The following is a 15903-nucleotide window of genomic DNA, read 5'->3' on the forward strand; positions in this document are numbered from 1 at the left end:
TCCTCACCATGGGCAACCGCCCCGAGGAGCTGCGCGCGCTCCTCGACTCCGTCGCCAAGCAGAACGGCGACGCGGTCGAGGTGGTGGTCGTCGGCAACGGCTCGCCGCTGCCGGAGCTGCCCGACGGCGTACGGACCGTGGAGCTGCCGGAGAACGTCGGCATCCCGGCGGGCCGGAACGTCGGCATCGAGGCGTTCGGCCCCGCGGGCGCCGACAAGGACGTCCTGCTCTTCCTGGACGACGACGGCCTGCTCGCCAACATGGACACCGCCGAGCTGTGCCGCGAGGCGTTCGCCCGCGACCCCAAGCTGGGCATCATCAGCTTCCGCATCGCGGACCCGGACACCGGGGAGACCCAGCGCCGCCACGTACCGCGGCTGCGCGCGGCCGACCCGCTGCGCTCCTCGCGCGTCACGACCTTCCTCGGCGGCGCGAACGCGGTCCGCACGAAGGTCTTCGACGAGGTCGGCGGGCTGCCCGACGACTTCTTCTACGCGCACGAGGAGACCGACCTCGCCTGGCGGGCCCTGGACGCGGGCTGGATGATCGACTACCGCGCCGACATGGTCCTGCTGCACCCGACCATGGCGCCCACCCGGCACGCCGTCTACCACCGGATGGTGGCGCGCAATCGGGTGTGGCTGGCGCGCCGCAACCTCCCCGCGCCGCTCGTCCCCGTCTACCTCGGGGTATGGCTGCTGCTCACGCTGGCCAGGCGACCCTCTCTGCCGGGGCTGCGGGCCTGGCTGGGGGGCTTCAAGGAGGGCTGGACCACTGCATGCGGCCCCAGGCGCCCCATGAAGTGGCGTACCGTGTGGCGCCTGACCCGACTGGGCCGGCCGCCGGTCATCTGACAAGCTCGGGTCGGAGAGCAGCATCCGGCGCGACCCGGGGGTACCCAGAGCCTGTGGCACCCCCTGGGAAGCGCACCTTGAGGACGAAAGTGTCAACTGTGAGCGAGACCAGGCACGACAGTGCGGTCGCCATGAATGCGCCGCGGGCCCCCGAAGGCGGGCTCAAGCCGGTGCAGCTGGCCCAGAAGTACGGGCTGACGCAGAGCGGCGCCCGGCCGAGCCTGCCGGAGTACGTCCGTCAGCTCTGGCAGCGGCGTCACTTCATCTCGGCGTTCTCCAGCGCCAAGCTGACCGCCCAGTACAGCCAGGCCAAGCTGGGCCAGCTGTGGCAGGTGGCCACGCCGCTGCTGAACGCGCTGGTCTACTACTTGATCTTCGGTCTGCTGCTCGGCACCAGCCGGGGCGTGCCGGACTTCGTGCCGTTCCTGGTGACGGGCGTCTTCATCTTCACGTTCACGCAGAGCTCGGTGCTGGCGGGGACGCGGGCGATCTCGGGCAACCTCGGTCTGGTGCGGGCGCTGCATTTCCCGCGTGCCTGCCTGCCGATCTCGTTCTGTCTGATGCAGCTCAAGCAGCTGATGTTCTCCATGGGCGTGCTCGTGGTGATCCTGCTGGCGTTCGGGCAGGTGCCGGGCTGGTCGTGGCTGCTGGCCATTCCGGCGCTGTGCGTGCAGTTCGTCTTCAACACCGGCCTCGCGATGATCATGGCGCGGCTGGGCAGCAAGACGCCGGACCTGGCGCAGCTGATGCCGTTCATCCTGCGGACGTGGATGTACGCGTCCGGCGTGATGTACAGCATTGACCAGATCATAAAGAGCAAGCACGTCCCCGGCTTCGTGCACTTCCTGCTGGATGTGAATCCCGCCGCGGTCTACATCGACCTGGTGCGCTTCGCGCTGATCGACTCCTTCACGTATCAGCAGCTGCCGGCCCATGTGTGGGCGCTGGCCGTCGGCTGGGCGGTCGTGATGGGCGCGCTGGGCTTTGTGTACTTCTGGAAGGCGGAGGAGCGGTACGGCCGTGGCTGAGCAGCAGAGCACCGATCTCGAGCAGCCCGCGGTGGAGCAGGCCGCGGCCGCCGAGGAACGCATTCCGACCGTCATCGCGGATGATCTGCACATCGTGTACCGGGTCTACGGCTCGGGCGCGGGCCGGGGGAGTGCCACGGCGGCGCTGAACCGGATCATCCGCCGCAAGCCCTCCACGGGCGTGCGGGAGGTGCACGCGGTCAAGGGCGTGTCCTTCACCGCCTACCGGGGCGAGTCGATCGGCCTGATCGGCACCAATGGCTCGGGCAAGTCCACGCTGCTCAAGGCGGTGGCGGGCCTGCTGCCGGCTGAGCGCGGCCACGTGTACACGCACGGCCAGCCCTCCCTGCTGGGCGTCAACGCCGCCCTGATGAACGACCTGACCGGCGAGCGCAACGTCATCCTGGGCGGCCTGGCCATGGGGATGACCCGCGAGCAGGTCCGCGAGCGCTACCAGCAGATTGTCGACTTCTCCGGGATCAACGAGAAGGGCGACTTCATCAGCCTGCCGATGCGCACCTACTCCTCCGGCATGGCCGCCCGGCTGCGGTTCTCCATCGCCGCCGCCAAGGACCACGACGTCCTGGATTGACGAAGCCCTCGCGACCGGCGACCGGAAGTTCCAGAAGCGGTCGGAAGCCCGCATCCGGGAGCTGCGCAAGGAGGCCGGCACGGTCTTCCTGGTCAGCCACAACAACAAGTCCATCCGGGACACGTGTGACCGGGTGCTGTGGCTGGAGAAGGGGGGCCTTCGATGTTGAAGAAATGGTCAACTCTGGCCGCGGCAGGAACAGTTGTGGTGCCCGGTGGAGTTGTCCGGATCGTTGCTTCGCGGTTCGGTACCCACTCGGACGAGTGTGAGATGTACGGCGTAAGCTGTACGGGTGCGGAACGGCACATGTGGTACAAGTCGGGCAAAATGGTCCGACGGTGGCGATGAGCGCCCTGATCGGACCGGCTGCGCGTGCGGCGTGTCCGAAATATGAAGTTTTAGCGTGGCGGTGTAGAACGGGAGACGTGACGGCAATGGCTACGGGATCTCTCCGGCTCCGGAACGCGCCGGGCAGCCTCCGGTGAGCCCGGAGCCTGTCGCGCCCGAGCGCGCCGTCCTCGACAAGGCCGCGCACGAGAACTTCCCCGTCGCGCCGTTCTTCCTGCCCCGCGCCTGGCGCGCCGACCTGATGGCGGTCTACGGCTTCGCGCGGCTGGTCGACGACATCGGCGACGGCGACCTCGCGCCGGGCGGCGGCGACGCGGTACTGCTCGGCCTCGACCGCGCCCAGTCCGAGGACCGGCTCGCGATGCTGGACGCCCTGGAGGCCGATCTGCGCCGGGTCTACAGCGACCGGGCGCCGGGCCCCCGGCACCCCCTCATGCGCCGCCTCGGCCCCACCGTGCGCCGCTGCGCTCTGAGCCCTGAGCCGTTCGAGCGTCTGATCGAAGCCAATCGGCAGGACCAGCGCGTCAGCCGTTACGAGAGCTACGCGGACCTGCTGGACTACTGCGAACTGTCCGCCAACCCCGTGGGCCGGCTGGTCCTTGGCATCACGGGCACGACCACCCCCGAGCGGATCCGCCGTTCGGATGCCATCTGCACCGCCCTCCAGATCGTCGAACACATCCAGGACGTCGCCGAGGACCTCCGGAGGGACCGCATCTATCTGCCCGCCGAAGACATGAAGCGCTTTGGTGTCGCGGAAACCGACCTGGCCGCTCCGACAGGGGGCGCACAGGCGCGCGCGCTGGTTGCATTCGAGGCGGAACGCGCCCGTGACCTGCTGAATGAAGGTGCCCCGCTGGTGGGTAGCGTCCACGGCAGACTCAAGCTGCTGCTCGCCGGCTTCGTCGCCGGCGGACGCGCCGCCCTCCAGGCGGTGGCGGCCGCCGATCACGACGTCCTCCCTGGACCGCCCAAGCCCAGCAAGCTCAGTCTGCTGCGCGCGGTAGGGGCGACACTGCGAAGAGAGGGGTGAGTCGGACCGTGGAGGCAAGTACACACGCGTCCGCGCCGGTGCTCGCTGCGTACCGCTACTGCGAGGCCGTTACCGGGCAGCAGGCGCGCAACTTCGCTTATGGGATCAGACTGCTGCCCGCCGACAAGCGCCAGGCGATGTCGGCGCTGTACGCGTTCTCGCGCCGGGTGGACGACATCGGCGACGGCGCGCTGGCGCCCGCCGAGAAGGAGCAGCGGCTCGCGGACACCCGCGGACTGCTGGCGCGCATCAAGGACGGCCGGGTCGCCGAGGACGACACCGACCCGGTCGCGGTCGCGCTCGCGGACGCCGCGCGCCGCTTCCCGCTGCCGCTGGACGGCCTGGACGAGCTGATCGACGGCGTCCTGATGGACGTGCACGGCGAGTCGTACGAGACCTGGGACGACCTCAAGGGTTACTGCCGCTGCGTCGCCGGGGCCATCGGGCGGCTCTCGCTCGGCGTGTTCGGCACCGTGCCCGGCGCGCCGGAGGCCGACCGCGCTCCTGAGTACGCCGATACGCTGGGGCTCGCCCTGCAGCTGACCAACATCCTCCGGGACGTGCGGGAGGACGCGGCCAACGGCCGTACGTACCTGCCCGCCGAGGACCTTGAGAAGTTCGGCTGCGCCGCGGGCTTCCACGGCTCCGTCCCGCCCTCCGGGGCGGACTTCGCCGGGCTCGTCCACTTCGAAGTACGCCGGGCCCGCGCCCTGTTCGCCGAGGGCTTCCGGCTGCTGCCCATGCTCGACCGGCGCTCCGGTGCCTGCGTCGCCGCGATGGCCGGCATCTACCACCGCCTGCTGCGCCGGATCGCCGACGACCCCGAGGCGGTGCTGCGCGGCCGGGTCTCGCTGCCCGGCCACGAGAAGGCGTTCGTCGCCGTCCGCGGCCTCTCCGGGCTCGACGCCCGGGCCATCGGCCGCCGACAGGCCGTCAGGAGGCGCGCATGACACTCGGAGCGAGCCGGGGCGCGTCCGTACAGGTATGCGCCGTGCGAGGGGCAACCCCGCGGCGTACTGCTGCGTCCATGACAGCGGCATTCCGGGAGGACGCATGACTTCCGCCGACACACGGCCGGCCACGCACGTCACCGCGGGCGCCTCCGCCGACGGGGGCGCCACGGCGGTCGTCGTCGGCGGCGGCCTCGCGGGCACCACCGCTGCCCTCGCGCTCGCCGACGCCGGGCTGCGCGTCACCCTCGTCGAGGGCCGGCCACGCCTCGGCGGCCTCGCCTTCTCCTTCCGCCGCGACTCCGCGGCCGGCGAGCTGAGCGTGGACAACGGCCAGCACGTCTACCTGCGCTGCTGCACCGCCTACCGGGGCTTCCTGGAGCGCGTCGGCGGCGCGCACCTGATGCCGGTGCAGGACCGGCTGGACGTGCCGGTGCTGGACGCCGACCCGGCGCGCGCCGCGGCCGGTATGCGCCTGGGCCGGCTGCGCCGCACCGCCCTGCCCGTACCGCTGCACCTCGCCGCAAGCCTGGCCGGCTACCCGCACCTCTCGCTCGCCGAGCGGGCCTCCGTCGGCCGCGCCGCGCTCGCCCTGAAGGCCCTGGACCCGGCCGACCCCGCGCTGGACCGCATCGACTTCGCGAGCTGGCTCGCCCGGCACGGCCAGTCGCCGCGCGCCGTCGAGGCGCTGTGGGACCTGGTCGGCGTCGCCACGCTGAACGCCCGTGCCGGTGACGCCTCCGCCGGGCTCGCCGCCATGGTCTTCAAGACCGGCCTGCTCTCCGACCCGGGCGCCGCCGACATCGGCTGGTCCCGCGTCCCGCTCGGCGAGGTCCACGACACGCTCGCCCGGGCCGCGCTGGAGAAGGCCGGGGTGCGTGTGGAGACCCGTACGCGCGCGAGCGCTCTGACCCGGACCGACGAGCAGCGCTGGCAGGTCACCGTCGAGAACGGGCCGCACAGCCAGGAGCAGCTGGCCGCCGACACGGTCGTACTGGCCCTGCCGCAGCGCGAGGCGCACGGCCTGCTGCCGCCCGGCGCGCTGGACCGCCCGGACCGGCTGCTGGACATCGGTACGGCCCCCATCCTCAACGTGCACGTGCTCTACGACCGCAAGGTCCTGCGCCGCCCGTTCTTCGCGGCGCTCGGCTCGCCGCTGCAGTGGGTCTTCGACCGCACGGAGGCGTCCGGGCTGGAGGGCGGCGGGCAGTACCTCGCCGTCTCGCAGTCCGCGGCGCAGGACGAGATCGACCTGCCGGTCGGCGTGCTGCGCGAGCGGTACCTCCCGGAGCTCGCGCGGGTGCTGCCCGCCGCGCGCGGCGCGAAGGTCCGCGACTTCTTCGTCACCCGCGAACGCACCGCGACGTTCGCACCCGCACCGGGCGTCGGCCGCCTCAGGCCCGCCGCCCGCACCCAGTCCGCCGGCCTGTACCTGGCCGGTGCGTGGACCGCCACAGGGTGGCCCGCGACCATGGAAAGCGCTGTTCGCAGCGGCATCAGCGCCGCCCGCGAGGCACTCACCGAACTCGGCTTCCCCCAGGGATCACTGCCCCAGGAGGCGGCATGAATACGAGTACGCGCGCTCGCACGAGCACGAGCACCGGAAACAGAGGAGAAACCGTGAATCCGGCTTCCCCAGTAATCGACACCGAGGGCGTCACCGCACTCCTGGAGCGCGGGCGCAGGCTCGCCACTCCGGTGCTGCGGGCCGCCGTTGACCGGCTCGCGCCTCCCATGGACACCGTAGCCGCGTACCACTTCGGCTGGATCGACGCCGCTGGAGCGCCGTCGGCGGGCGACGGCGGCAAGGCCGTCCGCCCCGCGCTCACCCTGCTCTCGGCGGAGGCCGCGGGCGCAGCGCCCGAGACGGGCATCCCCGGCGCCGTCGCCGTGGAGCTCGTGCACAACTTCTCGCTGCTGCACGACGACCTCATGGACGGCGACGAGCAGCGCCGCCACCGCGACACCGTATGGAAGGTGCACGGACCCGCCCAGGCCATCCTGGTCGGCGATGCGCTCTTCGCGCTCGCCAACGAAATACTGCTGGAGCTGGGGACCGTGGACGCCGGGCGCGCAGCCCGCCGGCTCACCGCCGCCACCCGCAAGCTGATCGACGGCCAGGCCCAGGACATCTCGTACGAGCACCGGGACCGGGTCACCGTCGCGGAGTGCCTGGAGATGGAGGGCAACAAGACCGGCGCGCTGCTGGCCTGCGCCGTCTCCATCGGCGCGGTACTGGGCGGCGCGAGCGACCACACCGCCGACGTCCTGGAGAAGTACGGCTACCACCTCGGCCTCGCCTTCCAGGCCGTCGACGACCTGCTCGGCATCTGGGGCGACCCGGACGCCACCGGCAAGCAGACCTGGTCCGACCTGCGGCAGCGCAAGAAGTCGCTGCCGGTCGTCGCCGCCCTGGACGCCGGCGGCCCGGCGTCCGAGCAGCTCGCCCGTATCCTGGCCGCCGACGCCAAGAAGAGCGACACCGAGATCGCCGATTTCACGGAGGCGGAATTCGCCTCCCGCGCAGCTCTCATCGAGGAGGCCGGTGGCCGCGAGTGGACCTCGGAGGAGGCCCGCCGCCAGCACGCCACCGCGATCGCCGCACTCGACGAGATCGATATGCCCGAAGAGGTCCGCGCACAGCTGACCGCCCTCGCGGACTTCGTCGTCGTACGGAAGAGATGATCACGATTACACCGAATTAGTTCGCAGTCGCCGGCCGGTGCCGGCCGCCCCCGGTAGGCCATACCGGGGCCCGGCACCGGCCGACGGAAGCCCCATGCATTTGTCTTTGATTACTGCAGAAGGGGAAGCCATGACAGCGACGACCGACGGAAGCACCGGGGCACTGCCGTCCCGGGCACCCGCGGCCAGCGATGCCACCGCTGAGACCACCGACCAGAGGCCCGCGACCCCGCCCCCGGCGCCCGACGACCTGACGGGCGCGGCGCGGCAGGCGACCGCCCGGGCCACCGATTACCTCCTCTCCCTCCAGGACCCCGCCGGCTGGTGGAAGGGCGACCTCGACACCAATGTGACGATGGACGCCGAGGACCTGATGCTCCGCCAGTTCCTGGGCATCAGCGACCCGAAGACCACCGAGGCCGCCGCCCGTTTCGTACGCGGAGAGCAGCGCGACGACGGTACGTGGGCCAGCTTCTACGGCGGCCCCGGCGAGCTCTCCACCACCATCGAGGGCTATGTCGCCCTCCGCCTGGCCGGCGACCGGCCCGACGAGCCGCACATGGCCAGGGCGTCCGCCTGGATCCGTGCGCAGGGCGGCATCGCCGCCTCCCGCGTCTTCACCCGCATCTGGCTGGCCCTCTTCGGCTGGTGGAAGTGGGCGGACCTGCCGGACCTGCCCCCGGAGCTCATCGCCCTTCCGAAGTGGTTCCCGCTCAACATCTACGACTTCGGCTGCTGGGCCCGGCAGACCATCGTCCCGCTGACGATCGTCTCGGCCCACCGGCCCGTACGCCCCGCGCCGTTCGCCCTCGACGAGCTGCACACCGACCCGCGGAACCCGAACCCGCCGCGGCCGCTCGCCCCCGTCACCACCTGGGACGGCGTCTTCCAGCGCCTGGATGCGGCGCTGCACGTCTACCGCAAGGTCGCGCCGCGCCGGCTGCGCCGCAGCGCCATGCGCACCGCGGCACGCTGGATCATCGAGCGGCAGGAGAACGACGGCTGCTGGGGCGGCATCCAGCCACCCGCGGTGTACTCGGTCATCGCCCTGCATCTGCTCGGCTACGACCTGGACCACCCCGTGCTCCGCGAGGGCCTGGCCTCCCTGGACCGCTTCGCCGTCTGGCGCGAGGACGGTCACGGTGCTCCCGTCCGCATGATCGAGGCCTGCCAGTCCCCGGTCTGGGACACCTGCCTCGCCACCATCGCGCTCGCCGACGCGGGCCTGCCCCGCGACCACCCGCAGCTCGTCAAGGCCGCGGACTGGATGCTGGACGAGCAGATCGACCGGCCCGGCGACTGGGCGGTGCGTCGGCCGACGCTGCCCTCCGGCGGCTGGGCCTTCGAGTTCGAGAACGACAACTACCCGGACATCGACGACACCGCCGAGGTCGTCCTCGCGTTGCGCCGGGTCGAGCACCCGGACCCGCAGCGCGTCGAGGACGCCGTGCGCCGCGCCGTGCGCTGGAACCTCGGCATGCAGTCCCGCAACGGGGCCTGGGGCGCCTTCGACGCCGACAACACCAGCCCCTTCCCCGACCGGCTGCCCTTCTGCGACTTCGGCGAGGTCATCGACCCGCCGTCGGCCGACGTCACCGCGCACGTCGTGGAGATGGCGGCGGACGTCGGCAGCACCCACGACCCGCGCATCCGGCGCGGCATCGAATGGCTGCTGGCCGAGCAGGACCCGACCGGCGCGTGGTTCGGCCGCTGGGGCACCAACTACGTCTACGGCACCGGCTCCGTACTGCCCGCGCTCGTCGCGGCCGGCATCCCCGCCTCGCACCCCGCGATCCGCCGCGCGGTCGCCTGGCTGGAGAGCGTGCAGAACGACGACGGCGGCTGGGGCGAGGACCAGCGCTCCTACAAGGACCGCGACTGGATCGGGCGCGGCGCCTCGACCGCCTCGCAGACCGGCTGGGCGCTGATGGCGCTGCTCGCGGCCGGCGAGCGGGACAGCAAGGCCGTGGAGCGCGGCGTGCAGTGGCTGGCCGCCACGCAGCGCCCCGACGGCTCCTGGGACGAGCCGTACTTCACCGGTACCGGCTTCCCCTGGGACTTCTCGATCAACTACCACCTCTACCGGCAGGTCTTCCCGCTCACGGCCCTGGGCCGCTATCTGGGCGGCGGTCCGGCCGGAGCGGCCGTGAGGTCCTAGATGACCGACTCGGACGGCCCGTCCCCGGGCCCGCCGCCCCCGCTGCTGGTCGCCTGCGCGCTCGGCATCGAGCGCCTCGCGCTGCGCGGCGGCCCGGCCGGCACGGTACTCCGCACGGGCATGGGCCCGCAGGCCGCGGAGCGGGCCATCGGCGCCGCGCTCGGCGCCGGCTCGCCCACCGCGGCCTCGCCCGTCGTCGCCAGCGGCTTCTGTGCCGGGCTCGCGCCGGGCATGCGCCCCGGTGACGTGGTCGTCGCGGAAGCCACCCGCGAGCACCACCCGGACCGCCCCGAGGCCGTCTGCCGCGACAACGCGCCGCTGGTCGCGGCCCTGAAGGAGCGCGGCCTGACCGTGCACTCCGGGCTGCTGCTCGGCAGCGACCACGTCGTGCGCGGCGCCGAGCGGACCGCGCTGCACGCCGCAGGAGCGGTCGCGGTGGACATGGAGTCCGCCGCGACGCTCGGCAGCGCGCTGCGGGCCGGGCCCCGCCCCATTGCGGCCGTCCGAGTGGTCGTGGACGCTCCAGAGCACGAACTCGTTCGTATTGGCACGATACGCGGGGGAATATCGGCCTTCCGTGTCTTGTGTGCCGTCCTTCCCGTTTTCTTTGAATGGCACCGTTCTTTGCTGCTCCCCAGGAGGTGAGCCAGATGGCCATGCCGCTCCGTCAGACCATCAGGGTCGGGACCTATCTCTTTGAACAGAAAATGCTCCGGCGGCGTGCGAAGTTCCCGCTCATCGTCGAGCTGGAGCCGCTTTACGCGTGCAACCTCGCATGCGAGGGCTGTGGAAAGATCCAGCACCCGGCCGGGGTGCTGAAGCAGCGGATGCCGGTCGCCCAGGCGGTCGGTGCCGTACTGGAATCCGGCGCCCCGATGGTCTCCATCGCGGGCGGCGAGCCCCTGATGCACCCTCAGATCGACGAGATCGTGCGCCAGCTGGTCGCCAAGAAGAAGTACGTCTTCCTGTGCACCAACGCCATGCTGCTGCGCAAGAAGATGGACAAGTTCACCCCGTCGCCGTACTTCGCCTTCGCGGTGCACATCGACGGGATGCGCGAGCGGCACGACGAGTCCGTGGCCAAGGAAGGCGTCTTCGACGAGGCCGTGGAGGCCATCAAGGAAGCCAAGCGCCGCGGCTTCCGGGTCACCACGAACTCCACCTTCTTCAACACCGACACCCCGCAGACCATCATCGAGGTGCTCAACTTCCTCAACGACGACCTCAAGGTCGACGAGATGATGCTGTCGCCCGCCTACGCCTACGAGAAGGCCCCGGACCAGGAGCACTTCCTCGGCGTCGAGCAGACCAGGGAGCTGTTCAAGAAGGCATTCGCGGGCGGCAACCGGCGCCGCTGGCGGCTCAACCACAGCCCGCTCTTCCTGGACTTCCTGGAGGGCAAGGCGGACTTCCCCTGCACCGCCTGGGCGATCCCGAACTACTCCCTGTTCGGCTGGCAGCGCCCCTGCTACCTGATGAGCGACGGGTACGTCCCCACGTACCGGGAGCTGATCGAGGAGACCGACTGGGACAAGTACGGCCGCGGCAAGGACCCGCGCTGCGCCAACTGCATGGCGCACTGCGGCTACGAGCCGACCGCCGTCCTGGCGACCATGGGCTCCCTGAAGGAGTCGCTGCGCGCCGCCCGCGAGACCGTCGCCGGAAGCCACGGGTGACGTCATGACCATTGGTGAGCCTCCCGGGGGTCCGGGGGTTGTCCCCCGGACAAGCACAGCGCTGGGGCTCCCCGAGGTCCCGGCCCGGCCCCTGGCCATCCGGCGCGTCTCGCGCCGGATCCAGGTCGGGCCGGTGGCCGTGGGCGGGGGAGCGCCCGTCTCCGTACAGTCGATGACGACGACGCGTACGGCCGACATCGGGGCGACGCTGCAGCAGATCGCGGAGCTGACGGCGTCCGGCTGTCAGATCGTCCGCGTGGCCTGCCCGACGCAGGACGACGCGGACGCGCTGCCGGTGATCGCGAAGAAGTCGCAGATCCCGGTGATCGCGGACATCCACTTCCAGCCGAAGTACGTCTTCGCGGCGATCGACGCGGGCTGTGCGGCGGTGCGGGTGAATCCGGGCAACATCAAGCAGTTCGACGACAAGGTCAAGGAGATCGCCAAGGCGGCCAACGACGCCGGCACTCCGATCCGCATCGGCGTGAACGCCGGGTCGCTGGACCGCCGTCTGCTGCAGAAGTACGGCAAGGCCACGCCCGAGGCGCTGGTGGAGTCGGCCCTGTGGGAGGCATCGCTCTTCGAGGAGCACGGCTTCCGCGACATCAAGATCTCCGTCAAGCACAACGACCCGGTCGTGATGGTCAACGCCTACCGGCAGCTGGCCGCGCAGTGCGACTATCCGCTGCACCTGGGTGTGACCGAGGCGGGTCCGGCTTTCCAGGGCACGATCAAGTCCGCGGTCGCCTTCGGCGCGCTGCTGAGCGAGGGGATCGGCGACACCATCCGGGTCTCCCTCTCCGCCCCGCCCGCCGAGGAGGTCAAGGTCGGTATCTCCATCCTGGAGTCGCTGAACCTGCGGCAGCGCCGGCTGGAGATCGTCTCGTGCCCGTCGTGCGGGCGGGCGCAGGTGGATGTGTACAAGCTGGCCGAGGAGGTCACCGCCGGGCTGGACGGCATGGAGGTGCCGCTCCGTGTCGCGGTGATGGGCTGTGTGGTCAACGGCCCCGGTGAGGCCCGCGAGGCCGATCTCGGCGTCGCCTCCGGCAACGGCAAGGGGCAGATCTTCGTGAAGGGCGAGGTCATCAAGACCGTGCCGGAGTCGAAGATCGTGGAGACCCTCATCGAGGAAGCCATGAAGATCGCCGAACGCATGGCAGCCGAGGGAGCGGCGACGGGCGCCCCGAACGTCACCGTCGGCTGAACCGACCCCCGGCGCCGCCGCCGGCCGACGACCCGGCGGCTCCGTCGGCAAGTACAAAAGAGGAGGGGGACCCAGCATGTCGATGCTCGAACACATCCGGGAACCGCAGGACCTCAAGGAGGTGCCGGCGGACCGCCTCGGTCAACTGGCCGCGGAGATCCGCCAGTTCCTCATCCAGGCGGTCGCCCGCACCGGCGGCCACCTCGGACCCAACCTGGGCGTGGTCGAGCTGACCATCGCCCTGCACCGGGTGTTCGACTCGCCCGCCGACCGCATCCTGTGGGACACCGGGCACCAGTCGTACGTCCACAAGCTCCTGACCGGTCGGCAGGACTTCTCCAAGCTCCGCGGCAAGGGTGGCCTGTCCGGGTACCCCTCGCGCGAGGAATCCGTTCACGACGTCATCGAGAACAGCCACGCCTCCACCGTGCTCGGCTGGGCCGACGGGCTGGCCAAGGCAAACCAGGTACTGGGGAAGCGCGACCACGTCGTCGCGGTCACCGGAGACGGCGCGCTCACCGGCGGCATGGCCTGGGAGGCGCTCAACAACATCGCGGCCGAGGACCGGCCGCTGATCATCGTCGTCAACGACAACGAGCGCTCCTACGCGCCCACCATCGGCGGCCTCGCCGACCACCTCGCCACGCTCCGCACCACCGACGGCTACGAACGCTTCCTGTCCTGGGGCAAGGACGTACTGAACCGCACGCCGGTCGTCGGCCGGCCGCTCTACGAGTCGCTGCACGGCGCGAAGAAGGGCTTCAAGGACGCCTTCGCGCCCCAGGGCATGTTCGAGGACCTGGGCCTGAAGTACGTCGGCCCGATCGACGGCCACGACATCGAGGCCGTGGAGTCCGCGCTGCGCCGCGCCGCCCGCTTCCACGGCCCCGTACTGGTGCACTGCCTCACCGAGAAGGGGCGCGGCTACCAGCCGGCCCTGGAGGACGAGGCCGACCGCTTTCATACCGTCGGCGTGATGGACCCGCTCACGTGCGCGCCGGTCGCGCCGCCCGGTCCGCCGTCCTGGACCTCCGTCTTCGGCGACGAGATGGTCCGCATCGGCGCCGAGCGGCCGGACGTGGTGGCCCTCACCGCGGCGATGCTGCAGCCCGTGGGGCTGGGCAAGTTCGCCGCCGCGTACCCGGACCGGGTCTGGGACGTGGGCATCGCCGAACAGCACGCCGCGGTCTCGGCGGCCGGGCTCGCCACGGGCGGCCTGCACCCGGTCTTCGCGGTCTACGCCACCTTCCTCAACCGCGCCTTCGACCAGATCCTGATGGACGTCGCGCTGCACAAGTGCGGGGTCACCTTCGTACTGGACCGGGCCGGCGTCACCGGCACCGACGGGCCCAGCCACAACGGCATGTGGGACATGTCGATCCTCCAGGTCGTACCGGGCCTGCGGATCGCCGCCCCACGTGACGCCGACCAGCTCCGCGCCGAGCTGCGCGAGGCCGTCGACGTCGACGACGCGCCGACCGTCGTGCGCTACCCCAAGGAGTCCGTCGGCGACCCGATCCCCGCACTGGAGCGGATCGGGGGAGTGGATGTCCTCGCGCGCGGCGACGGGGAGGACGTGCTGCTGGTCGCGGTCGGCGTGATGGCGCCGGTCTGCCTGGAGGCGGCGGCCCTCCTCGAAGCGCGCGGCATCGGCGCCACGGTGATCGACCCCCGCTGGGTCAAGCCGGTCGACCCGGAGATCCCACGGCTGGCCGCACGGCACGCCGCGGTGGCCGTAGTGGAGGACAGCAGCCGCACCGGCGGCGTCGGCGCCGCGGTCGGCCAGGCGCTGCGCGATGCCGACGTCGATCTGCCGCTGCGCACCTTCGGCATCCCCGAACAGTTCCTCGCGCACGCCAAGCGGGGCGAGGTGCTGGCCGACATCGGGCTGACCCCGGCGGAGATCGCGGGACGCATCGCCGAGAGCCTGCCCCGTACGGACGACCGCGCGGCGGCCGTCGCGGCCGTCAAGGAGAACAACACCGCATGACCGGATTCGACCTCACCAAGCTGCTCGCCGAGCGCGGCGCCGAACGCTACGACCTGCACGCCAAGTACCTGAACCACCAGCTGCCGCGGATGCTGCACACCATCGGCTTCGACAAGGTCTACGAGCGGGCCGAGGGCGCGTACTTCTGGGATGACCAGGGGCAGGACTACCTGGACATGCTCGCCGGGTTCGGCGTGATGGGCCTCGGCCGGCACCACCCCGTGGTCCGGCAGGCGCTGCACGACGTACTGGACGCCGGGCTGGCCGACCTCACCCGCTTCGACTGCCCGCCGCTGCCGGGCCTGCTCGCCGAGAAGCTGCTCCGGTACGCGCCGCACCTGGACCGGGTCTTCTTCGGGAACAGCGGTACCGAGGCCGTCGAGACGGCCCTGAAGTTCGCCCGGTACGCGACGGGGCGCCCGCGCATCCTGTACTGCACGCACGCCTTCCACGGCCTGACCACGGGCTCGCTCTCGGTCAACGGCGAGGCCGGCTTCCGCGACGGCTTCGCGCCGCTGCTGCCGGACACCGCGATCGAGATGGGCGACCTGGACGCGCTGGAGCGGGAGCTGAAGCGCGGCGACGTGGCGGCCTTCGTCGTGGAGCCGATCCAGGGCAAGGGCGTCCACCCCACTCCGCCCGGCTTCCTCCTCGCGGCACAGGAGCTGCTGCACAAGCACAAGGCGCTGCTCATCGCCGACGAGGTGCAGACCGGCCTCGGCCGCACCGGCGACTTCTTCGCGTACCAGCACGAGCCCGGCGTCGAGCCGGACCTGGTCTGCGTGGCCAAGGCGCTGTCCGGCGGCTATGTGCCGGTCGGCGCGACACTCGGCAAGGAGTCGGTCTTCAAGAAGATCTACTCCTCGATGGACCGGGTCCTGGTGCACTCCGCCAGCTTCGGCTCCAACGCCCAGGCGATGGCGGCGGGCCTCGCGGTCCTCACCGTCATGGAGGACGAGGGAATCGTCGCCGGCGTGCGCTCCACGGGCGACCTGCTGCGCACCCGCCTGACCGAGCTGATCCCGAAGTACGAGCTGCTGCACGACGTGCGGGGCCGCGGCCTGATGATCGGGATCGAGTTCGGCCGGCCGAAGTCGCTGGGTCTGCGGAGCCGCTGGACGATGCTCCAGGCGGCACGCAAGGGGCTCTTCGCGCAGATGGTGGTGGTGCCGCTGCTCCAGCGGCACCGCATCCTCACCCAGGTCTCCGGCGACCACCTGGAGGTCATCAAGCTGATCCCGCCGCTGATCATCGGCGAGCCGGAGGTGGACCGCTTCGTCGAGGCGTTCACGGCCGTCATGGACGACGCCCACGCGGGCGGCGGCCTGATCTGGGACTTCGGGCGGACGCTGGTGAAGCAGGCGATGGCGAACCGCTGAGGGCGG

Annotated in this window: 12 protein-coding genes and 1 pseudogene; all 13 read left to right on the top strand. The window is 71.3% G+C overall.

The window, feature by feature from the left end:
- Positions 1-8 precede the first annotated feature (8 nt).
- The 13 genes and pseudogenes from IF04_RS0108925 (at position 9) to IF04_RS0108985 (ending at position 15897) form a co-directional block, all read left to right on the top strand.
- A complete protein-coding gene (locus IF04_RS0108925; RefSeq protein ID WP_051831046.1) occupies positions 9-854 on the top strand; it encodes a glycosyltransferase family 2 protein in 846 nt (281 codons plus the stop codon).
- A gap of 98 nt (positions 855-952) precedes the next feature.
- Positions 953-1882 (top strand): ABC transporter permease, encoded by a 930-nt coding sequence (locus tag IF04_RS0108930; RefSeq protein ID WP_030253252.1) that lies wholly within the window; start codon positions 953-955, stop codon positions 1880-1882.
- Positions 1883-1913: 31 nt separating this feature from the next.
- A pseudogene (locus IF04_RS35605) lies at positions 1914-2643 on the top strand (ABC transporter ATP-binding protein).
- A 312-nt stretch (positions 2644-2955) separates the two neighbouring features.
- A complete protein-coding gene (gene hpnC, locus IF04_RS0108940; RefSeq protein WP_030253254.1) occupies positions 2956-3855 on the top strand; it encodes a squalene synthase HpnC in 900 nt (299 codons plus the stop codon).
- Positions 3852-4805 (top strand): presqualene diphosphate synthase HpnD, encoded by a 954-nt coding sequence (hpnD, locus tag IF04_RS0108945; protein WP_037958849.1) that lies wholly within the window; start codon positions 3852-3854, stop codon positions 4803-4805. The genes hpnC and hpnD overlap by 4 nt, the downstream gene beginning before the upstream one ends.
- 103 nt (positions 4806-4908) lie before the next feature.
- Positions 4909-6372, top strand: coding sequence for a hydroxysqualene dehydroxylase HpnE (gene hpnE, locus IF04_RS0108950; RefSeq protein ID WP_030253259.1), 1464 nt, complete (start codon positions 4909-4911; stop codon positions 6370-6372).
- A complete protein-coding gene (locus IF04_RS0108955; RefSeq protein ID WP_051830927.1) occupies positions 6369-7490 on the top strand; it encodes a polyprenyl synthetase family protein in 1122 nt (373 codons plus the stop codon). The genes hpnE and IF04_RS0108955 overlap by 4 nt, the downstream gene beginning before the upstream one ends.
- 130 nt (positions 7491-7620) lie before the next feature.
- A complete protein-coding gene (shc, locus tag IF04_RS0108960; protein ID WP_030253264.1) occupies positions 7621-9648 on the top strand; it encodes a squalene--hopene cyclase in 2028 nt (675 codons plus the stop codon).
- Positions 9649-10293: a phosphorylase family protein gene (locus IF04_RS0108965; RefSeq protein WP_030253266.1), complete on the top strand. Its 645-nt coding sequence runs from the start codon at positions 9649-9651 to the stop codon at positions 10291-10293.
- Positions 10294-10298: 5 nt separating this feature from the next.
- Positions 10299-11324 carry an adenosyl-hopene transferase HpnH gene (gene hpnH / locus IF04_RS0108970; RefSeq protein ID WP_030253268.1) on the top strand — a complete coding sequence of 342 codons (1026 nt, stop codon included), beginning with the start codon at positions 10299-10301 and terminating at the stop codon, positions 11322-11324.
- A 4-nt stretch (positions 11325-11328) separates the two neighbouring features.
- Entirely contained in the window at positions 11329-12528 is a 1200-nt protein-coding gene (gene ispG, locus IF04_RS0108975) for a flavodoxin-dependent (E)-4-hydroxy-3-methylbut-2-enyl-diphosphate synthase (RefSeq protein ID WP_078600037.1), read from the top strand.
- Positions 12529-12604: 76 nt separating this feature from the next.
- Positions 12605-14518 (top strand): 1-deoxy-D-xylulose-5-phosphate synthase, encoded by a 1914-nt coding sequence (gene dxs / locus IF04_RS0108980; protein ID WP_051830929.1) that lies wholly within the window; start codon positions 12605-12607, stop codon positions 14516-14518.
- On the top strand, positions 14515-15897 hold the full coding sequence (locus tag IF04_RS0108985; protein WP_030253275.1) for an aspartate aminotransferase family protein: 1383 nt from the start codon (positions 14515-14517) through the stop codon (positions 15895-15897). Before dxs ends, IF04_RS0108985 begins: the two co-directional genes overlap by 4 nt.
- The last annotated feature ends 6 nt before the right edge of the window (positions 15898-15903 follow it).

Origin of the sequence: Streptomyces violens, from assembly GCF_000717745.1 — a bacterium.
GTDB lineage: Bacteria > Actinomycetota > Actinomycetes > Streptomycetales > Streptomycetaceae > Streptomyces > Streptomyces violens.

Coding starts and splice junctions, on each gene's coding strand:
- IF04_RS0108925 (WP_051831046.1), top strand. CDS start 9: ATGGGCAACCGCCCCGAGGAGCTGCGCGCGCTCCTCGACTCCGTCGCC.
- hpnE (WP_030253259.1), top strand. CDS start 4,909: ATGACTTCCGCCGACACACGGCCGGCCACGCACGTCACCGCGGGCGCC.
- IF04_RS0108955 (WP_051830927.1), top strand. CDS start 6,369: ATGAATACGAGTACGCGCGCTCGCACGAGCACGAGCACCGGAAACAGA.
- shc (WP_030253264.1), top strand. CDS start 7,621: ATGACAGCGACGACCGACGGAAGCACCGGGGCACTGCCGTCCCGGGCA.
- IF04_RS0108965 (WP_030253266.1), top strand. CDS start 9,649: ATGACCGACTCGGACGGCCCGTCCCCGGGCCCGCCGCCCCCGCTGCTG.
- hpnH (WP_030253268.1), top strand. CDS start 10,299: ATGGCCATGCCGCTCCGTCAGACCATCAGGGTCGGGACCTATCTCTTT.
- ispG (WP_078600037.1), top strand. CDS start 11,329: ATGACCATTGGTGAGCCTCCCGGGGGTCCGGGGGTTGTCCCCCGGACA.
- dxs (WP_051830929.1), top strand. CDS start 12,605: ATGTCGATGCTCGAACACATCCGGGAACCGCAGGACCTCAAGGAGGTG.
- IF04_RS0108985 (WP_030253275.1), top strand. CDS start 14,515: ATGACCGGATTCGACCTCACCAAGCTGCTCGCCGAGCGCGGCGCCGAA.